The organism is Janibacter sp. A1S7 (genome assembly GCF_037198315.1).
Classification (GTDB): Bacteria; Actinomycetota; Actinomycetes; order Actinomycetales; family Dermatophilaceae; genus Janibacter; species Janibacter alittae.
In genome coordinates, this window is record NZ_CP144913.1 from 1,973,415 (window position 1) to 1,993,939 (window position 20,525).

General features: G+C 66.8%; 14 protein-coding genes and 3 rRNA genes. 2 read left to right on the forward strand and 15 right to left on the reverse strand.

The window, feature by feature from the left end:
* Nucleotides 1-45: 45 nt before the first annotated feature.
* The 4 genes from rrf to tyrS all read right to left on the reverse strand — a co-directional run bounded on the left by rrf (nt 46) and on the right by tyrS (nt 7,265).
* Nucleotides 46-162: ribosomal RNA gene (gene rrf, locus V1351_RS09440) — 5S ribosomal RNA — on the reverse strand.
* A gap of 153 nt (nt 163-315) precedes the next feature.
* A 23S ribosomal RNA gene (locus tag V1351_RS09445) occupies nt 316-3,430 on the reverse strand.
* Between the two features lie 428 nt (nt 3,431-3,858).
* Nucleotides 3,859-5,385 (reverse strand): 16S ribosomal RNA (locus V1351_RS09450).
* Together the 16S, 23S and 5S rRNA genes form the textbook arrangement of a ribosomal RNA operon.
* 620 nt (nt 5,386-6,005) lie before the next feature.
* The gene (gene tyrS, locus V1351_RS09455) at nt 6,006-7,265 is read right to left on the reverse strand and encodes a tyrosine--tRNA ligase (RefSeq protein WP_338747903.1); all 1,260 of its coding nucleotides are present in this window, start codon (nt 7,263-7,265) and stop codon (nt 6,006-6,008) included.
* Between the two features lie 180 nt (nt 7,266-7,445).
* Here tyrS and V1351_RS09460 point away from each other — a divergent pair, with 180 nt between their 5' ends.
* Together V1351_RS09460 and bfr are read left to right on the forward strand one after the other, a co-directional pair.
* On the forward strand, nt 7,446-7,667 hold the full coding sequence (locus V1351_RS09460; RefSeq protein ID WP_338747904.1) for a (2Fe-2S)-binding protein: 222 nt from the start codon (nt 7,446-7,448) through the stop codon (nt 7,665-7,667).
* Complete coding sequence (gene bfr, locus V1351_RS09465) at nt 7,654-8,142, forward strand: bacterioferritin (protein ID WP_338747905.1); 489 nt, start codon at nt 7,654-7,656, stop codon at nt 8,140-8,142. The genes V1351_RS09460 and bfr overlap by 14 nt, the downstream gene beginning before the upstream one ends.
* A 1-nt stretch (nt 8,143) precedes the next feature.
* Here the strand turns inward: bfr and V1351_RS09470 are convergent, their stop codons facing one another.
* The 11 genes from V1351_RS09470 to pheS are packed head-to-tail and all read right to left on the reverse strand — an operon-like array spanning nt 8,144 to nt 20,515.
* Nucleotides 8,144-8,818, reverse strand: a complete 675-nt coding sequence (locus V1351_RS09470; RefSeq protein ID WP_338752505.1) for a DNA-3-methyladenine glycosylase — start codon at nt 8,816-8,818, stop codon at nt 8,144-8,146.
* Nucleotides 8,788-10,263, reverse strand: a complete 1,476-nt coding sequence (gene argH / locus V1351_RS09475) for an argininosuccinate lyase (RefSeq protein WP_422388965.1) — start codon at nt 10,261-10,263, stop codon at nt 8,788-8,790. Before argH ends, V1351_RS09470 begins: the two co-directional genes overlap by 31 nt.
* On the reverse strand, nt 10,260-10,775 hold the full coding sequence (locus V1351_RS09480) for an arginine repressor (protein WP_338747906.1): 516 nt from the start codon (nt 10,773-10,775) through the stop codon (nt 10,260-10,262). The genes argH and V1351_RS09480 overlap by 4 nt, the downstream gene beginning before the upstream one ends.
* Nucleotides 10,772-11,710, reverse strand: a complete 939-nt coding sequence (argF, locus tag V1351_RS09485; RefSeq protein WP_338747907.1) for an ornithine carbamoyltransferase — start codon at nt 11,708-11,710, stop codon at nt 10,772-10,774. The genes V1351_RS09480 and argF overlap by 4 nt, the downstream gene beginning before the upstream one ends.
* Nucleotides 11,707-12,924 carry an acetylornithine transaminase gene (locus tag V1351_RS09490; RefSeq protein ID WP_338747908.1) on the reverse strand — a complete coding sequence of 406 codons (1,218 nt, stop codon included), beginning with the start codon at nt 12,922-12,924 and terminating at the stop codon, nt 11,707-11,709. Before V1351_RS09490 ends, argF begins: the two co-directional genes overlap by 4 nt.
* Nucleotides 12,921-13,895: an acetylglutamate kinase gene (gene argB / locus V1351_RS09495; protein WP_338747909.1), complete on the reverse strand. Its 975-nt coding sequence runs from the start codon at nt 13,893-13,895 to the stop codon at nt 12,921-12,923. The genes V1351_RS09490 and argB overlap by 4 nt, the downstream gene beginning before the upstream one ends.
* A 34-nt stretch (nt 13,896-13,929) precedes the next feature.
* Nucleotides 13,930-15,081, reverse strand: a complete 1,152-nt coding sequence (gene argJ / locus V1351_RS09500; RefSeq protein WP_338747910.1) for a bifunctional glutamate N-acetyltransferase/amino-acid acetyltransferase ArgJ — start codon at nt 15,079-15,081, stop codon at nt 13,930-13,932.
* Nucleotides 15,078-16,121, reverse strand: a complete 1,044-nt coding sequence (argC, locus tag V1351_RS09505) for an N-acetyl-gamma-glutamyl-phosphate reductase (protein ID WP_338747911.1) — start codon at nt 16,119-16,121, stop codon at nt 15,078-15,080. Before argC ends, argJ begins: the two co-directional genes overlap by 4 nt.
* Nucleotides 16,122-16,158: 37 nt before the next feature.
* Entirely contained in the window at nt 16,159-16,890 is a 732-nt protein-coding gene (locus V1351_RS09510; RefSeq protein ID WP_338747912.1) for an SDR family oxidoreductase, read from the reverse strand.
* Complete coding sequence (gene pheT / locus V1351_RS09515) at nt 16,887-19,421, reverse strand: phenylalanine--tRNA ligase subunit beta (RefSeq protein ID WP_338747913.1); 2,535 nt, start codon at nt 19,419-19,421, stop codon at nt 16,887-16,889. The genes V1351_RS09510 and pheT overlap by 4 nt, the downstream gene beginning before the upstream one ends.
* The gene (gene pheS, locus V1351_RS09520) at nt 19,421-20,515 is read right to left on the reverse strand and encodes a phenylalanine--tRNA ligase subunit alpha (RefSeq protein ID WP_338747914.1); all 1,095 of its coding nucleotides are present in this window, start codon (nt 20,513-20,515) and stop codon (nt 19,421-19,423) included. The genes pheT and pheS overlap by 1 nt, the downstream gene beginning before the upstream one ends.
* Nucleotides 20,516-20,525 lie beyond the last annotated feature (10 nt).

Consider the following 20,525-nt stretch of genomic DNA (forward strand, 5'->3'; position numbering starts at 1 on the left):
TACGAAAGCCCCCGACGGGTGGTCGGGGGCTTTCGTGGAATGGTTGTCCGGCTGCGTCCTACTCTCCCACACCGTCTCCAGTGCAGTACCATCGGCGCTGAAAGGCTTAGCTTCCGGGTTCGGAATGGGACCGGGCGTTTCCCTTTCGCTATGACAGCCGTAACTCTATGGAAATACGATTGCAGTCTCTCCCGTGGCCCCCTGGGTGAAGGGGGGTGGAAGACACGGTGGCTGACCGTATCTCGGGAACTGCACAGTGGACGCGTAGCACTACTTCTTTTACACAACCCCACCACCAAGTGGCGGGGTTGTGTGTGTATCAAGTCATCGGCTTATTAGTACCAGTCAGCTCCATGCATTGCTGCACTTCCACATCTGGCCTATCAACCCAGTCGTCTACTGGGAGCCTCTCGGACCGTAGTCCATGGAAACCTCATCTTGAGACATGCTTCCCGCTTAGATGCTTTCAGCGGTTATCACTCCCGAACGTAGCTAATGAGCGGTGCTCTTGGCAGAACAACTCACACACCAGAGGTTCGTCCAACCCGGTCCTCTCGTACTAGGGTCAGCCTCTCTCAAGTTTCCTACGCGCACAGCGGATAGGGACCGAACTGTCTCACGACGTTCTAAACCCAGCTCGCGTGCCGCTTTAATGGGCGAACAGCCCAACCCTTGGGAGATACTCCACCCCCAGGATGCGACGAGCCGACATCGAGGTGCCAAACCATCCCGTCGATATGGACTCTTGGGGAAGATCAGCCTGTTATCCCCGGGGTACCTTTTATCCGTTGAGCGACGGCGCTTCCACAAGCCACCGTCGGGTCACTAGTTCCGACTTTCGTCCCTGCTTGACATGTCTGTCTCGCAGTCAAGCTCCCTTGTACACTTGCACTCGCCACCTGATTGCCAACCAGGCTGAGGGAACCTTTGAGCGCCTCCGTTACATTTTAGGAGGCAACCGCCCCAGTTAAACTACCCACCAGGCAATGTCCCTGATCCGGATCACGGACCGAGGTTAGATGATCAGAACGACCAGAGTGGTATTTCAACGATGACTCCACACACACTGGCGTGCATGCTTCAACGTCTCCCACCTATCCTACACAAGCCGTCCCGATCACCAATACCAAGCTATAGTGAAGGTCCCGGGGTCTTTCCGTCCTGCTGCGCGTAACGAGCATCTTTACTCGTAATGCAATTTCGCCGAGTTCGTGGTTGAGACAGTGGAGAAGTCGTTACGCCATTCGTGCAGGTCGGAACTTACCCGACAAGGAATTTCGCTACCTTAGGATGGTTATAGTTACCACCGCCGTTTACTGGGGCTTAAATTCTCAGCTTCGCCCCCACAAGGGGAGCTAACCGGTCCTCTTAACCTTCCAGCACCGGGCAGGCGTCAGTCCGTATACATCGTCTTGCGACTTCGCACGGACCTGTGTTTTTAGTAAACAGTCGCTTCTCCCTGGTCTCTGCGGCCCTTTCCCCTAGCCCGTCAAGAGCTTCAGGGTCCGGGCCCCCCTTCTCCCGAAGTTACGGGGGCATTTTGCCGAATTCCTTAACCACGATTCACTCGATCGCCTTGGTATTCTCTACCCAACCACCTGAGTCGGTTTGGGGTACGGGCGGCTAGAACCTCGCTAGAGGATTTTCTCGACAGCATAGGATCACCCTACTTCCCGCAAAAGCGGTCACCATCAGATCTCAGGCACATGAGCTGCGGATTTACCTACAACTCGCCCTACATCCTTGGACGTGGACAACCATCGCCACGCGGAGGCTACCTTCCTGTGTCTCCCCATCGCTTGACTACTACCAGATCGGGTCACGCGTTCCATCCACCGGCGAAATCCGAAGATTCCTGTGGTGAACTTCAGGCGCTTAGCATCACTGGATTCGTCAGGGGCGGTTCTTCGCCGGTTCCGGAATATCAACCGGATGTCCATCGACTACGCCTGTCGGCCTCGCCTTAGGTCCCGACTTACCCAGGGCAGATTAGCTTGACCCTGGAACCCTTGGTTATTCGGCGGACGGGTTTCTCACCCGTCATTCGCTACTCATGCCTGCATTCTCACTCGTGTGGCATCCACGACTGGATCACTCCGCCGCTTCACTCGCCACACGACGCTCCCCTACCCATCAACACGCCTGGACACACACAAGGTGCATCAAGCAATGCGTCAATGCCACAGCTTCGGTGGTGTGCTTGAGCCCCGCTACATTGTCGGCGCGGAATCACTTGACCAGTGAGCTATTACGCACTCTTTCAAGGATGGCTGCTTCTAAGCCAACCTCCTGGTTGTCACGGCAACTCCACATCCTTTTCCACTTAGCACACGCTTAGGGACCTTAGCTGGTGATCTGGGCTGTTTCCCTCTCGACTACGGAGCTTATCCCCCGCAGTCTCACTGCCACGCTCTCACTTACCGGCATTCGGAGTTTGGCTAACGTCAGTAACCTGGTGAGGCCCATCAGCTATCCAGTAGCTCTACCTCCGGTAAGAAACACGTGACGCTGCACCTAAATGCATTTCGGGGAGAACCAGCTATCACGGAGTTTGATTGGCCTTTCACCCCTACCCACAGCTCATCCCCTCAGTTTTCAACCTAAGTGGGTTCGGTCCTCCACGACGTCTTACCGTCGCTTCAACCTGGCCATGGGTAGATCACTCCGCTTCGGGTCTAGACCCAGCGACTCAACGCCCTATTCGGACTCGCTTTCGCTACGGCTTCCCCACACGGGTTAACCTTGCCACTGAGCACTAACTCGCAGGCTCATTCTTCAAAAGGCACGCCGTCACCCCACACGGAGGCTCCGACGGATTGTAGGCACACGGTTTCAGGATCTATTTCACTCCCCTCCCGGGGTACTTTTCACCTTTCCCTCACGGTACTTGTCCGCTATCGGTCACCAGGGAATATTTAGGCTTATCGGGTGGTCCCGACAGATTCACACGGGATTTCTCGAGCCCCGTGCTACTTGGGAACACAACACAAGAGTCCACATCATTTCGTCTACGGGGGTCGCACCCTCTGTGCCGAGCCATTCAAGACTCTTCGACTATGACGCAGATTTATCACTCCCGCCCGGGATGTCAGTCCCGGGACGCTGGTCCCACAACCCCGTACGCGCAACGCCTGACAGCTATCACACACATACGGTTTGGCCTGATCCGATTTCGCTCGCCACTACTCACGGAATCACAATTGTTTTCTCTTCCTGCGGGTACTGAGATGTTTCACTTCCCCACGTTCCCTCTACCCGACCTATATATTCAGCCGGGAGTGACTGGACTTGCCTCCAGCCGGGTTTCCCCATTCGGAAATCCTCGGATCACAGTCTGGTTATCGACTCCCCGAGGCTTATCGCAGATTCCTACGTCCTTCTTCGGTTCCTGGTGCCAAGGCATCCACCGTGCGCCCTTAAAAACTTGAGCCACAAAGATGCTCGCGTCCACTGTGTAGTTCTCAACATACGGGCAGCACCCTGCACTGAACGCACACGCCCACCAACACCCACCACAGCAGATGCCGGCAGTTCGCCTGCCAGACAGGGCCCACAACCAACAACAACCCACCAAACAACAGCAAGCCGTCACGTTGGCCATCAGGAACAAGCTCACGCCCGAACCCTCAGGACCCAACAACGTGTCCGACACCCACACCACACCCGACCCATCCGTTCCACCACACCGACACACCCACACAGGGCGCGCACGACGCAGGTACCAGGACGCGACCAGGCACGGCCACGATGTCATGATCGATGTTCCACCCAGAGCACTCGGCTGCCGGACACTCGCCGACAAAACCAAGCACGACCACCCACCACGAACGTGGCCGGCGGCAATGTAAAGCTCCTTAGAAAGGAGGTGATCCAGCCGCACCTTCCGGTACGGCTACCTTGTTACGACTTAGTCCCAATCGCCAGTCCCACCTTCGACGGCTCCCCCCCACAAGGGGTTGGGCCACCGGCTTCGGGTGTTACCGACTTTCGTGACTTGACGGGCGGTGTGTACAAGGCCCGGGAACGTATTCACCGCAGCGTTGCTGATCTGCGATTACTAGCGACTCCGACTTCATGGGGTCGAGTTGCAGACCCCAATCCGAACTGAGACCGGTTTTTTGGGATTCGCTCCACCTTACGGTTTCGCAGCCCATTGTACCGGCCATTGTAGCATGCGTGAAGCCCAAGACATAAGGGGCATGATGATTTGACGTCATCCCCACCTTCCTCCGAGTTGACCCCGGCAGTCTTCCATGAGTCCCCACCATCACGTGCTGGCAACATAGAACGAGGGTTGCGCTCGTTGCGGGACTTAACCCAACATCTCACGACACGAGCTGACGACAACCATGCACCACCTGTATACCGACCAAAAAGGGGCACCCATCTCTGGGTGTTACCGGTATATGTCAAGCCTTGGTAAGGTTCTTCGCGTTGCATCGAATTAATCCGCATGCTCCGCCGCTTGTGCGGGCCCCCGTCAATTCCTTTGAGTTTTAGCCTTGCGGCCGTACTCCCCAGGCGGGGCGCTTAATGCGTTAGCTGCGGCACGGAACTCGTGGAATGAGTCCCACACCTAGCGCCCAACGTTTACGGCATGGACTACCAGGGTATCTAATCCTGTTCGCTCCCCATGCTTTCGCTTCTCAGCGTCAGTAGTGGCCCAGAGACCTGCCTTCGCCATCGGTGTTCCTCCTGATATCTGCGCATTTCACCGCTACACCAGGAATTCCAGTCTCCCCTACCACACTCTAGTCTGCCCGTACCCACTGCAAGTCCGAGGTTGAGCCTCGGATTTTCACAGCAGACGCGACAAACCGCCTACAAGCCCTTTACGCCCAATAATTCCGGACAACGCTCGCACCCTACGTATTACCGCGGCTGCTGGCACGTAGTTAGCCGGTGCTTCTTCTGCAGGTACCGTCACTTTCGCTTCTTCCCTGCTGAAAGAGGTTTACAACCCGAAGGCCGTCATCCCTCACGCGGCGTCGCTGCATCAGGCTTTCGCCCATTGTGCAATATTCCCCACTGCTGCCTCCCGTAGGAGTCTGGGCCGTGTCTCAGTCCCAGTGTGGCCGGTCGCCCTCTCAGGCCGGCTACCCGTCGTCGCCTTGGTGAGCCATTACCTCACCAACAAACTGATAGGCCGCGAGCCCATCCCAAACCGAAAAACTTTCCAGACCATACCCATGCGGGTTGATCTCATATCCAGTATTAGACGCCGTTTCCAGCGCTTATTCCAGAGTCTGGGGCAGGTTGCTCACGTGTTACTCACCCGTTCGCCACTGATCCACCCCAAGCAAGCTTGGAGCATCACCGTTCGACTTGCATGTGTTAAGCACGCCGCCAGCGTTCGTCCTGAGCCAGGATCAAACTCTCCGTTGATGATAAAAACCCCCAACCCCACAAAAAATGCAGAACCAGGAGCCAATCAATAACCCAACAAAGGGCCTAAAATCCCAGCTGAGCAAGAACAACTAGCAAAAAACTGCTAATCATCTCAATCAACCAAAGAAAATGCTCCCCGACCAACCATCACCAGCCACACACAGTGACCAACAACAATCAGCCAAGAAACGAGGTATTGGCATCGATCATTTGACACGCTGTTGAGTTCTCAAGATTCACACGCACACCCCACACAACCCACCAACCAGGCGAACCGCACAAGGGGCAACTTCTCCATCTTACTACTTGCCGTCACAGAGTCAAACTCGCTGTCCTCAACTGGATGCACTGAGAACAACCACTGTGCCTCTGGGGCGACTTCCCACCTTAGCAGCGTGGCTGCCTCGGATCCAACTCGGTTGTTCCGTTCACCCGGGGGTGCTCGGTCCGATCTGAAGGGAGTCAACTCGATGGGACCGGCCTGCTTGGTGTGACCCTGCCAAGGGCCACCGCGTGGTGTCCGTTCCTCCCTCTCGGGCTGACAGAAAGAACTCTAGAACACGGGTGCGTGGCACGCCAAATCGGGTGCCGGACAAGCGCTTTCGCGCTGCACCGGTTCAGGCCAGGCGTGCTGCGGCAAGGTTCTTGCGACCGCGCCGCAGGACGGCCACCCGGTTGTGCAGGTAATCCCCCGCGGCCAGCACGTAGCCCTCATCCCCCACCCTGTCACCGTTGATCGAGACCGCTCCGTCTCCGATGGCCCGGCGCGCGGCCTTCTTCGAGTCCACCAGACCCGTGGCGACGAGGGCATCGAGCAGTCCGGTGCCCGCCGGCACGTCGGCGCCGGGCAGCTCCCCGGTGGCGTCGACGAGGGTCTGCTCCTCGAGCGCCGTGATGTCGCCCTTGCCGAAGAGCGCCTCCGACGCCGCCTGGACCGATGCCGTGGCCTGCGCCCCGTGGACGAGCGTGGTCACCTCCGTCGCCAGGGTTCGCTGGGCCGTACGGCGATGCGGCTCGACCGCCACCTGGCGAGCGAGCTCGTCGAGCTCGCTCCGGGTCAGGTCGGTGAAGATCCTCAGGAGGTGGACCACCGAGTCGTCCTCGATGTTGAGCCAGTACTGGTAGAAGGAGTACGGGCTGGTCATGGACGGGTCCAGCCACACGGCATTGCCCTCGGACTTGCCGAACTTTCGTCCCTGCGAGTCGGTGATCAGCGGGGTGGTCAGGGCGTGGGCGGTCCCACCGTCGACGCGGTGGATCAACTCGCTGCCCGCCGTGATGTTGCCCCACTGGTCCTGGGCCCCCGTCTGGAGGGTGCAGCCGTACTCGCGGTACAGGTGCAGGTAGTCGAGGGCCTGGAGGATCTGGTAGCTGAACTCCGTGTAGCTGATCCCCTGCTCGGACTCCAGCCGCGCGGCCACGGCATCCTTCTTGATCATCTGGTTGACCCGGAAGTACTTGCCGTAGTCGCGCAGGAAGTCCAGCGCGGAGATGGGCTCGGTCCAGTCGAGGTTGTTGACGAACGTGGGGGGAGTCCCCCCGTCGACCGAGAGGATCTGGCGCACCTGGGCGGCGATTCGCTCGACATCCGTGGCCGTCTCGTGCTTCTCCTTCAGCCGTCGCTCACTCGTGGGCCGTGGATCGCCGATGAGGCCGGTCGAGCCGCCCACGAGGCCGATGATCCGGTGTCCCGCCCGTTGCAGGTGTCGCAGCAGGATCAGCTGCACGAGATTGCCGAAGTGGAGCGACGGAGCGGTGGGATCGAACCCGCAATACACCGTGATCGGTCCGTCGGCGAGGGCCTGGCGCAAGGCGGTCTCGTCAGTGGTCTGGGCAACCAGCCCGCGCCACTGCAGCTCGTCGAGGATGTCGGTCACGATCGTCTCGGTCCTTCCGGGTGTGAGTCGGACGCCCCCGATGGGCGTCCGGGCACAGCCTGCCATGCCTTCGTCCCCCGCCGTGGAGACGTCCCGGTCCGCCATGTGGAACACCCGGTGACATTCCCCAGCGAAAAGGGGGTAAGGTGTGCCTTGCCTCACCGTTGAAGGGAGATCCGCGTGATCGTGTGCAACTGCGCCGTCGTCGGCGACAAGCAGATCGCTGATGCCGCAGCGGCCGGCGCGACGACCCTCTCCCGGGTGTGCGCCAGCACCGGGGCGGGGCGCGATTGCGGTGCCTGCGTCTTCTCCGTGCGCCGAATTCTCTGCGACACTGTGGGGAACGAGAGTCCGCAGGACTCCTTCCCCACCGTCGCGGAGGTCGAACGTGCAGCCAGCTGATCCGAAGGTCATCACCCTCCTGAACGAGGCGCTCACCATCGAGCTGACCGTCGTCAACGGATACTTCCTCAACGCCCGCATGCTCGACAACTGGGGCATGCCCCGCCTCGGGAAGGTCTTCTACGACCTCTCGATCGGCGAGATGAAGGACGCCGACGAGCTCATCGAGCGCATCCTGATGTTCGACGGGCACCCCAACGTGCAGAAGCTGAACAACATCCAGGTCGGCGAGAACGCCGTCGAGATGCTCGAGTTGGCCTTGGCCAGCGAGTTGCACGCGATCAAGACCTTCAACGCCGCAGCCCACGAGTGTCACGGATTCGGGGACCACGCCACCGCCAACGTCTTCGAGGGCATGGCCCGCGACGAGGAGGCCCACGCGGACTGGTTCGAGGCCCAGCTCGACGCATGCAGTCGCGTCGGTATGGAGAACTACCTCGCCCAGCAGGTCGACGTCTCGGTCAACCCCGCCTGAGTCAACCCCGCCCGGCCCGCTCTCCCTTCCGGGGCTTGCCCGGGCGGTAGACCGACACCGACGGTTCCCCGTCGATCCAGTACCGCCACGGGAATGCGGTGCCATCTCCTCCCGGCCCGGAGACCCCGACACGCGGCCCGGTGCGTACGAGCGGGTCCGGCACCCGCTCGCTCGGCGCGTACAGGACGAAGGGGGCAGCCGCCCCAGTCAGGGGTGCACCGTTGTCCTCGCCGTCGATCGCCATCGCCCGGGTGAGCCGACCCGGTCCGCGCGCCCGGTCGCGGGTGACGACGTCCGGGCGACGGTCGGCCACCACGTCCTGGCCGGCCACGACCTCTCCGGCACGGACCAGGACCGCGGCGCACTCCCCCTTCGTCCCGCAGACGATGTTGCAGCACCAGTGGATGCCGTAGCTGCGGTAGACGTAGAGGTGGCCCGCCGGACCGAACATCACCCGGGTGCGCGGGGTCACCCCGCGGTACCCGTGCGAACCGGGATCCACCTCGCCGTGGTACGCCTCGACCTCCGTCAGTCGCAGGGTGACCCCCCGACCGACGAGGTAGGTGCCCAGCAGTGACCGGGCGACCTCGAGCGGGTCCCGCGCGAGATCACCAGCGGTCAGGCGCCGGCCACGAGCGGGTGCGATCAGCGCGCCTCGATCCGGGTGGTCGCCCAGGCGCCGAGCTCCTCGACCTGTGCCCGGGCGGTGCCGATCTGGTCCCGGACCCGATCGGGGGCGGTTCCGCCCTTCGCATCCCGGGAGGCCAGCGACCCGGCGACCGAGAGCACCTCGCGCACCCCGGGGGTCAGGTGCTCGCTGATCCGGGCGAGGTCCGCGTCGGTGAGGTCCCACAGCTCGATCTCGCGGTCCTCGCACTCGCGGACGCAGGCACCCGCGACCTCGTGCGCGGTCCGGAAGGGCACGCCTTGGCGGACGAGCCACTCGGCGACGTCGGTCGCCAGGGAGAAGCCCTGCGGCGCGAGGGCGGCCATCCGCTCCCCGTGGTAGGTCAACGTCCCGACCATCCCGGAGAACGCCGGCAGGAGCAGCTCGAGGGTGTCGACCGCGTCGAACACCGGCTCCTTGTCCTCCTGCAGGTCCCGGTTGTAGGCGAGCGGCAGGGCCTTCAGCGTGGTCATCAACCCGGTCAGGTCCCCGACGAGGCGACCGGCCTTGCCACGGGCGAGCTCGGCGACATCCGGGTTCTTCTTCTGCGGCATGATGCTCGACCCGGTCGAGAAGGCGTCATCGAGGGTGATGAAGGAGAACTCCTTCGTGGCCCAGAGGATGACCTCCTCGGCCAGCCGGGAGACGTCCACGGCGGACATCGCCGCGACGAAGCAGAACTCGGCGACGAAGTCGCGCGAGGCGGTGCCGTCGATGGAGTTCTCCACCGCGCCGGAGAAGCCGAGGTCGCGGGCGACCGCCTCGGGGTCGAGCCCGAGCGAGGACCCGGCCAGCGCACCGGACCCGTACGGGCTCAGCGAGGTGCGCTGGTCCCAGTCGACGAGGCGCTCGACGTCACGCAACAGGGCCCACGCGTGCGCCAGCAGGTGGTGGCTGAGCAGGACCGGCTGGGCGTGCTGAAGGTGGGTGCGTCCGGGCATGGGGACGTCGATGTGGGCCTCGGCCTGCTCCACGAGCGCTGTGACGACCTCGAGGAGCAACCCGGCGACGACCCGGGCGTGGTCACGCAGGTACATCCTGAAGAGGGTGGCCACCTGGTCGTTGCGCGAGCGACCCGCACGCAGCCGGCCGCCGACGTCGGCCCCGACCCGCTCGATGAGCCCGCGCTCCAACGCCGTGTGCACGTCCTCGTCATCCGGGGCGGGGACGAAGGCGCCCGTCTCGACGTCCTCGGACAGCCGGGCCAGACCCTGCAGCATCGCCGAGAGGTCCGCCTCCTCGAGCAGGCCGGCGGAGTGCAGCACGCGGGCGTGCGCCCGGGAGCCGGCGATGTCGTAGGGCGCCAGCCGCCAGTCGAAGTGGGTGGACTTGCTCAGCGCGGCCAGCGCGTCGCTCGGACCGCCGGCGAAGCGACCGCCCCACAGGCTGACCCGCTCCCCCGACGACGCGCGCGATGCGCTCGGTGCGGGCCGGTCCGGGCTGTCGGGCGTCACGGTGTCTCCTGGCTGTCGGGGGCGGTCTGGGTCAGGCCCAGCAGTCGGTCGGTCAGGGTTCGCCCCTCGTCGGGCGAGCCGGTGATCACCATGATGGTGTCATCCCCGGCGATCGTGCCGAGCACCTCCGGCCACCGCGCGTGGTCGATGGCCGAGGCGAGGTAGTTTGCGGCACCGGGCGGCGTGCGCACGACGACGAGCTGGGCGCTGGTGCGTGCGGTGACCAGCAGTTCCTCGCACAGTCGCCGCAGACGGTCGTCGATCTCGACCCGGCCCACGGCGGCCCGCGGGGTGCGATCACCCCCTTCGCCGGGAAGCGCATAGACGAGGTCCCGACCGATGCGCACCTTCTCGGCCCGCAGCTCGAGCAGGTCCCGCGACAGGGTCGCCTGGGTGACCTCGATGCCGTCGGCGGCGAGCAGCGCGAGCAGCTCGGTCTGGCTGCGCACGGCGTGCTCGCGCAGCAGCTCGGTGATGCGCGCCTGTCGTCCGGGTCGGGTCGCGGGGATCATGACGAGGCGGTCAGGAGGAAGGTCAGCAGGGCCTTCTGGGCGTGCAGGCGGTTCTCGGCCTCGTCCCAGACGACCGACTGGTCGCCATCGATGACCTCGGCCTCGATCTCCAGGCCGCGGTAGGCGGGCAGGCAGTGCAGGACGATCGCGTCGCCGGCGGCGTGCCCGAGCAGCTCCCGGGTCACGGCGAAGGGAGCGAACGGCGAGGTCTCGCCGGTGCGGTCGCCCTTCTCCCCCTCCTTGCCCATCGACACCCACGTGTCGGTCGCGACCACGTCGGCGCCGGTGACCGCCCCCACCGGGTCGTCGGTGATCCGGACGGAACCGCCCTGCCCCGCGGCGATCGTCCGGGCCCGGGCGAGGATCTCGCCGTCCGGCTGGTGGGAGCCGGGGGTCCCGATGCGCACGTGCATCCCGGCCGTGGCACACGCGAGCAGGTACGAGTGGGCCATGTTGTTCGCCCCGTCACCGACGTAGGCGAGCGTGCGTCCCGTGGTGCCGCCCTTGTGCTCACGGATCGTCAGCAGATCGGCGAGCAGCTGGCAGGGGTGGTACTCGTCGGTGAGCGCGTTGACGACCGGGACGTCGACGTGGGCAGCGAGCTCCTCGAGGCGGTCCTGACCGTGGGTACGCCACACGATGGCGCTCACCTGGCGACCGACGACCCTGGCGACGTCGGCGACGGACTCACGCGTCCCGATCTGGGCCAGGGCGCCGTCGACGGACACCGGGTGGCCCCCCAGCTCGGCCACACCCGCGGCGAAGGAGAGCTGGGTGCGCAACGTCGGCTTGTCGAAGATCAACGCGACGGCCTGAGGGCCGGCCAGGGGCTGCCGGGCGTGGCGCTCTGCCTTGAGTCGTTGCGCCAGGTCGAGCACACCGGACTGCTCGTGCGGGGTGAGGTCGTCGTCGGCGAGCAGGTGTCGGGTGGTCATGGCGTCTCCGGGGTCGGCTCGGCTGCCTCGTCGAGGATCGCCGGGAGGGCGTCGACGAAGGTGGCGAGCTGGTCGGTGGTGATGATCAGGGGCGGCGCCAGACGCAGCGTGTCGGGCGCGACGGGATTGACGATGAAGCCGCGGGAGCGACACGTGGCAGCGACGGCCGGGGCGATCGGCTCGGCCAGCCGGATCGCGCGCAGCAGGCCGGCTCCGCGCACGTCCGTGACCAGTGGGTGCCCGAGGGAGGTGACCCGCTCGGCGAGGAACTCCCCCGCCTGCACGGCGTGGTCGATCAGCCCCTCCGACTCGATCGTCGCGATGACGGCCAGGGCGGCACTGCAGGCCAGGGGGTTGCCGCCGAAGGTCGATCCGTGCTGGCCGGCGGTGAGCAGCCCGGTGACCTCGGGCCCGAAGGTGACCAGCCCCCCGATCGGCACCCCGCCCCCCAGCCCCTTGGCCACGGTCATCGCATCCGGGACGACACCCTCGAGCTGGTGGGCGAACCATGCTCCGGTGCGACCGACCCCGGTCTGGATCTCGTCGAGGACGAGCAGGGCTCCGGCCTCGCGGGTGATCTCGCGGGCTTCGGCCAGGTAGCCGGTCGGGGTCGGGACCACGCCCGCCTCGCCCTGGATCGGCTCGAGCAGCACCATCGCGGTCTCCGGTCCGACGGCGGCGCGCAACGCGTCGAGGTCTCCCGCAGGCACGTGCGTGACCCCGGGCAGGAGCGGCTCGAAGGGGGCACGGTAGGCCTCCTTGTGGGTCAGGCTCACCGCCCCCGTGGTGCGCCCGTGGAAGGCACCGGCCGCGGCGACGATGCCGGTGCGGCCCGTACGCCGGGAGAGCTTGATGGCCGTCTCGACCGCCTCGGAGCCGCTGTTGGCGAAGAAGACACCCGAGCCCTCGGGCGCCTGTGCGACGCGCAGCAGGGCCTCGGCCGCCCCGATCTGCGCGGGCGTGGTGAAGAAGTTGCTCACGTGCACGGCGGCACCGGCCTGCTGCGAGATCGCGGCCACCAGCTCCGGGTGGCCGTGCCCGAGGGCGTTGACGGCGATGCCGCCGAGAAGGTCGAGGTAACGGTTGCCGTCGATGTCCCACACGTAGGCACCGTCGCCGTGCGAGAGCACGAGGCCGGGCAGACCGAAGACGCCGATGTGGCTGGCACGGTACCGCTCCAGGAGTGCCTGCTGGTCCGGGGAGATGGTGGTCATGAGGGGCTGCCCTCTCCTTCTGCGTCGCCGCCGGTGTCCGTGGGGCGGGGCTCATCGGGCACGATCATCGTCCCGAATCCCTCCGAGGTGAAGATCTCGAGCAGCATCGAGTGCGGCTGGCGTCCGTCGACGACGTGAGCCTGCGGCACTCCCTTCGTCACGGCACGGATGCAGGCCTCGAGCTTGGGGATCATGCCGGTGTCGACCCGGTCGAGCAGGTCACGGGCACCGGAGACGCTCAGGTGGGACAGGAGCGAGTCGCGGTCGGGCCAGTGCGCGTAGATGCCCTCGACGTCGGTGAGGACGACGAGCTTCTGGGCCTGCAGGGCCACGGCCAACGCAGAGGCCGCGGTGTCCGCGTTGACGTTGAGCACCTGGCCGTCGACGTCGAGGTCAGGGGCGATCGTCGACACGACGGGGATGCGGCCGGCGTCGAGGATGTCGAGGACTGCCCCGGGATCGACGGACTCGACGTCACCGACGAGCCCGATGTCCACGCTCTCGCCGTCGACGTGGAGCTGGCGGCGGCGGCCGCCGAAGAGCCCGGCGTCCTCACCGGACATGCCCACCGCGACGGGGCCGTGCTGGTTGAGCAGGCCGACGAGCTCACGACCGACCTGGCCGGTGAGCACCATGCGCACGACATCCATCACCTCGGGGGTGGTGACGCGCAGCCCGCCCTTGAACTCGCTCGCCAGGCCGAGGCGGTCGAGCATCGTCTGGATCTGGGGACCACCGCCGTGGACGACCACCGGACGCAGACCGGCGTAGCGCAGGAAGACGATGTCCTTGGCGAAGGCCGCCTTGAGCGTCTCGTCGGTCATCGCGTTGCCGCCGTACTTGATCACGACGAGCGCCCCGCGGAACTGCTCGAGCCAGGGCAGCGCCTCGACGAGTGTCGTCGCCTTGCTCCGGGCCACGCGCAGTGCCGCGGCGTCGATGGCGCCGCGCAGGGTGGTGTCCGAGTGCATGTGGTGGTCTTCCTCGTGCGTCAGGTGGAGCGGGTCAGGTGGAGTAGGCCGAGTTCTCTTCGACGTAGTCATGGGTGAGGTCGTTGGTCCACACGGTGACGTCCTCGAAGCCGGCGTGCAGGTCGACCTCGACCCGCACCTCTCGCTGCTCGAGGTCGACGCGCGAGCGGTCCTCCCCGACCCCACCGGCCCGGCACACCTGCACGTCGTTGATCGAGACGTCCAACTGGTGGGGGTCGAAAACCGCTCGCGTGGTTCCCACGGCGGCCAGCACGCGCCCCCAGTTGGGGTCCCTGCCGAAGATGGCGCACTTGAAGAGGTTGTTGCGTGCGATGCTGCGGGCGACCTCGAGGCCGTCCTCCTGCGACGCCGCGTTGCGCACGACGATCTCGATGTCGTGGTGGGCGCCCTCGGCGTCCCCGATGAGCTGGCGCGCCAGGTCGGCACACACCTGGCGGATCGCCTCGGTCAGGTCCGCCCGGGCGACGGTCACGCCCGAGGCCCCGGAGGCCATGGTGAGGACCGTGTCGTTGGTGGACATGCAGCCATCGGAGTCGATCCGGTCGAACGTGGTGCGCGTCGCCTCCCGGAGTGCGGCATCGAGGTCCGCGGCGCTCGTCACGGCGTCGGTCGTGACGACCACGAGCATCGTGGCCAGCGCCGGGGCGAGCATCCCGGCCCCCTTCGCCATGCCGCCGACGCTCCACCCGTCCCGGGCTGCGACAGCGGTCTTGGCCACCGTGTCGGTCGTCATGATCGCCTCGGCCGCCGCCGCTCCCCCGTCGTCACCGAGGGCACCGGCGGCAGCGGTCACGCCGGCGGTGACCGCGTCCATCGGCAGGAGTTCCCCGATCAGGCCGGTGCTGCACACGACGACGTCACCGGCGGAGACGCCGAGCGCGGCAGCGGTGTGCTCGGCCGTCGTGTGGGTGTCGGTGAAGCCCTGGGTGCCGGTGCACGCGTTGGCGCCACCGGAGTTGAGCACGACGGCGTCGACGCGCCCGTCAGCAAGGACCTGGCGGGACCACGTCACGGGTGCCGCCTCGACACGGTTGCTGGTGAAGACCGCTGCCGCGTGGCGGTCGGGTCCGTCGTTGACGACGAGGGCGACATCCGGACGGCCGCTCGGCTTGAGGCCGGCGGTCACGCCCGAGGCGCGGAATCCTGCCGGGGTCGTCGCGCTCACGGCGCCACTCCGGTCATCGGCAGGCCGGTCGTCTCGGGGATGCCGAGCGCGAGGTTCATCGATTGCACGGCAGCGCCCGCGGTGCCCTTGGTCAGGTTGTCCTCGGCAGCGACGGCGACGACCCGACCGCTGCGCTCGTCGAGGGTGACCTGGACGTGGACGAGGTTGGACCCCACCACGCTGCCGGTGTGCGGCCACCGGCCCTCGGGCAGGAGGTGAACGAAGGGCTCGTCGGCGTACGCCTGCTCCCACACGGCGCGCACACCCGCCGCGTCCACGCCGTCGGCGGCACGGGCGGTCGTCGTGGCGAGGATGCCGCGTGGCATCGGAGCGAGGGTCGGGGTGAAGGAGACGCTGGCGGGCCGCCCGGCGGCCCGGGTGAAGTTGCGCTCGATCTCCGGGGTGTGCCGGTGCCCCCCGCCGACACCGTAGGGGCTCATCGCCCCCATGACCTCGGCACCGATGAGGTGGGGCTTGGTCGAGCGGCCGGCTCCGGAGCTGCCGGACGCGGCGACGACCACGATGTCCTGGGGCTCGATCACGCCGGCGGCCAGCCCGGGCGCCAGCGCGAGGCTGATCGCCGTCGGATAACAGCCGGGCACGGAGATGCGCCCGGCCCCGACGAGATCCGCGCGGTGCTTCTCCCCGCCGGCGCGCACGAGCTCGGGGAGACCGTACGGCCACGTCCCGGCGAAGGGGGTGTCGTAGTAGTCCGTCCAGTCCTGCTCGTCGTCGAGCCGGAAGTCGGCGCCGCAGTCGATGACCGTCACCTCGGGCGGCAGCTGCTCGGCGATGGCCGCCGAGTAACCGTGCGGGAGTGCGAGGAAGACGACGTCGTGGCCGGCCAGCGCCTCCGCGCTCGTCGGCTGCAGGACGGTGTCGGCGACCGGCTGCAGGTGTGGCGCCAGATCGCCGAACCGGGCGCCGGCGTTGCCCGAGGCGGTCAGGGCACCCACCTCCACGTCAGGATGGGCCAGGAGGAGGCGGACGATCTCGGCGCCGGCGTAGCCACTGGCGCCGGCAACGGCTGCGGTGATCATGATGAATGACTATACGTGACAATGACAGTGCATGCAATCAGCGGAGCGGATCGTCCTCGCCGTAGGGGATCAACCCCACGGTGCGGTGCTCCGGCCCCAGGGTCGGCGTCGCCGCCAGGAGTGCCTCGACGGTGTCCGCGCCGGCACGGACCATGCGACCGGACCAGGCGTCCAGACGCCCGTCGGCCAGGGCGAGGAAGAGCTCGACCACATCTCTCGGGTCGGTCCAGTCGGTGCGGCCGTCGTGACGCGGCATCGACCGCGTCATGTCGGTGTACACCACTCCGGGAGCGAAGTCGAAGGCCAGCACGCCCTTGGCCTGCCCCGACTGGTGCGTCGAGCCGGTGATCCGGCCGAGCGCGGACTTGCCGACGTTGTAGGCGGAGGCGACTTCACCCGACTTCGTACCGGAACCGGAGTTGAGGTTGATGATCCGACCGGAACCCTGCGCGAGCAGGGTCGGCAGCACCGCTCTGGTCATCAGGTAGGGACCCCGCACGTTGACCTCGATCGAGCGCCACCAGTCGTCCGGGTCGGACTCCTCGATCGGCACCTCGGCGTCGATGGTGCCGGCGTTGTTGACGAGCAGGTCGATCCGCTCGTGCCTGGCGAGCACGTCATCGACCCACCGACGCACGGACGCGACATCGGTGACGTCGGCGACGGCACTCGACCCGCGCTCGACGCTCCAGCCGGCACCCTCCAGGGCGTCGGCGAGCACCTGACCGATCCCCCGCGACGCTCCGGTGACGACCGCGACCCCGGTCATCGTTGCCGGGCCCCCGTGGCCGATGCGGCAGCATCGACCGCCTTGTCGCGCAGCACGCTGACCTCCTCCGTCTTCAGCGTGCGGTCGGTGCGGAAGGTCAAGCGGTACGCCAGGGACTTGCGCCCCTCGCCCACCTGGTCACCTCGGTAGACGTCGAAGAGCGTCAGCGTCTCGAGTGCCTCACCGGCTCCCGAGCGCAGGGCCGATCCGACCGTGCTCGCGGGCACCGCCTCGTCGACCACGAGTGCGACATCGGTGTTGGCGACCGGGTGGGTCGACAGCGGAGCCGGTCGAACCGGCTCCCCGGAGGCGTCGATGACCGCGTCGAGGTCGATCTCGGCCGCGACCGTGCGCTCGGGCAGCTCCAATCGGCCGACCGCCTTGGGGTGCAGCTCGCCGGCGTACCCCACGAGGGTCCCGTCGGACAGAGAGAGCGAGACGCACCGTCCGGGGTGGAAGGGCGTGCGCTCCGCGGCCGTCACCTGCAGGTCGAGACCGAGGCAGGACCCGACGATCCGGGCCCAGCGGACGACGTCGGCGGCATCGACGGCCCGCGCCTGGCCCCATGGACCGGCCGGTACGGCATTCCCGGCGGCCGCGATGGCGACGTGCCTGGGCTGGCGGGGCACTCCCTTCGTGATCTGCTCGAGGTCCCCGGCGGAGGGCAACGCGCCACCCGGCGGCAGCGGAAGCGGACGCACCCCCTCGGCGGTGACCAGGCCGATCTCGTACAGGGCGACATCGCGGTGACCCCGGGAGACGTTGCGGCGCAGCGTGTCGACGAGGGTGTCCAGGACGGAGGTGCGCATCAGGGGCACCTCGTCCTGGAGTGGGTTGGCCAGGCGGACCGTCTCGCGGCGGGGGTCGTCCGCGGCATGGCCGAACTCGTCGTGTCGTTCGGCCCCGATGAAGGGGTAGGACAGCACCTCGACGACGCCGCTGCCGGCCAGGGAGCGCGCGACGACACGGCGGGCGCGCTGCTCGTGGGTCAGGCCGCGACCGGCGGTGGCACGCGGCACGACCGACGGGATCTGGTCGTAGCCGCGCACCCGGGCGACCTCCTCGACGAGGTCGGGACCGTCGACGAGGTCAGGGCGCCAGGTCGGAGGCGTCACGGTGAGCATCCCGCCGGCATCCGCGACGGTGCACCCGATCGCGGTGAGGGTCGCCACGACCTCTTCCTGCGGGTACTCGAGGCCGATGTAGCGGCTGGGCAGCTGCGGGTCGACGGAGAAGGCTCGCGGGACGATCGGTGAGCCCTCGTCCGTACCGGTCGGGTCCGCGCTGCCGCCACCGTGCTCGACGAGCAGGTCGACGGCCAGCTGGGCCGCGGCGGCCGCGATCGCCGGGTCGACACCGCGCTCGAACCGCTTGGACGCCTCCGTGGCCAGTCGGTGGCGACGGGCGGACCGAGCGACCGTGACGGGGTCGAAGTGGGCGGACTCGACGAGCACGTTGGTCGTCGAGGCGGAGACCTCGCTCGTCTCACCGCCCATGACGCCGGCGATCGCCAGCGGGGTGGTGCCGCCGTCGGTGATGAGCAGGTCCGCGGGTGTGAGCTGACGCTCCACATCGTCCAGCGTCGTCAGCGTCTCGCCCGCTCGGGCCCGACGGACCTCGATCGCCCCGGAGAGCGAGTCGAGGTCGAAGGCGTGCAGCGGCTGGCCGAGGAGCATCATCACGTAGTTCGTGACGTCGACGGCCAGCGAGATGGGCCGCATGCCGACCTCGGTCAGGCGGCGACGCATCCACTCGGGGGAGGTCGCCGTCGCGTCGATGCCGCGGACCACCCGCGCGACGTAGCGGTCACAGCCGGGGACGCCGTCGATCGGTGCGTCGTCGGCCAGACGCACCTCGTAGCCGGGGCCGCTCGCGTCGGCGACCGCCAGGTCGGCCGGGTCACGGAAGGCGACTGCGGCGGAGAGGGCGTACTCCCGCGCGATCCCGCGCATGGAGAAGCAGTACCCGCGGTCCGGGGTGACGTTGACCTCCACCGTCTCCGCGTCGAGGCCGAGGACGGGGACGAGGTCCTCCCCCGGGGTGAGACCGGCGAGGACGTCCGGCCGCTCGGCCAGGTGGTCGGTGAGGACGATGATCCCGTCATGGTCCTCCCCCAGCCCGAGCTCGAGCAGGGAGCAGATCATGCCGTCACTGACGTGCCCGTAGGTCTTGCGGGCGGAGATCTCGATGTTCCCGGGCAGGACACCACCGGGCAGGATCACCGCGACGAGGTCACCGACGTCGAAGTTGTGCGCACCGCAGACGATGCCCACACCCTCGTCCGCGGATCCGTGCACGGCGTTCAACGACGCCCCGACGTCCACGTGACACCAGTTGATCGTCTTGCCGTTCTTCTGCTCCTCGGGCACGCGCGTGAGGACCCTGCCGACGACGAGGGGGCCGGTGACTCCGCCACCGTGGATCTCCTCCTCCTCGAGGCCGACGCGCACGAGGGTGGCGGCGACGTCCGCCCCCTTCGCACCGGGGTCGACGTCGGCCAGCTCACGCAGCCACTCGATGGGGGCCCGCATCAGATCTCCATCCCGAACGCGGCCGAGAAGCGCACGTCTCCCTCGATGATGTCCCGCATGTCGGCGACACCGTGGCGCAGCATGAGCGAACGCTCGATGCCCAGGCCGAAGGCGAAGCCGGTGTACTCGTCCGGGTCGACCCCGCTCGCAGCGAGCACGCGGCGGTTGACCATGCCGGAGCCGCCGAGCTCGATCCAGCCGGTGCCGCCGCAGGTGCGGCAGGCACTGTCCCGACCACGACAGACCCAGCACTGGCAGTCGATCTCAGCGCTGGGTTCGGTGAAGGGGAAGAAGTTCGGCCGCAGTCGGGTGACGACCCCCTCGCCGAAGAGCCCCTGGACGAAGGTGTCCAGGGCTCCGCGCAGGTGCGCCATGGTGACGTCCTTGTCCACGACGAGACCCTCGAACTGGTGGAAGACCGGGGTGTGCGTCGCGTCGAGGTCGTCGGTGCGGAAGACCTTGCCCGGGCACAGCACGTAGATCGGCGGCTCACGGTCGAGCATCGTGCGGATCTGCACCGGTGAGGTGTGCGTCCTCAGGACGACACCCGCGTCGGCCGGCTCGACGAAGAAGGTGTCCTGCTCGGCGCGGGCAGGGTGGTCCGGAGCGATGTTCAGGGCATCGAAGGTCAGCCACTCGGACTCGATCTCCGGCCCCTCGGCGATCTCCCAGCCCATCCCGACGAAGATGTCCTCGACGCGCTCGGTGACCAGGCTGATCGGGTGCCGGGCACCCAGGCGCGGGTGCGCCCGCTCCACCGTCAGGTCGAGGGTCTCCTCGACGAGAATCCGCTCGTCCCGCTCCGCCTCCAGCTCGGCCTGCCGCGCCTTGAGGGCCTGGGCGACCTGACCGCGTGCCCGACCGACGCGCTTGCCGGCGTCGGCCTTGGCGCTCGGTGGCAGCGCACCGATCTCTCGGTTGGCCAGCGCCAGCGGGGACTTGTCCCCCTGGTGGGTGGCGCGTGCTCGCTTCAGCTCGTCGAAGGTCGCAGCGTCCGCAACGGCAGCGAGGGCGGCCCGGACGGCCTCCTCGATCGTCTGCGGATCGAGCGCGGCGACCTCGACCGGGTCGTAGTTCGTGTTGGGTCCTGACACGGGGCCAGAG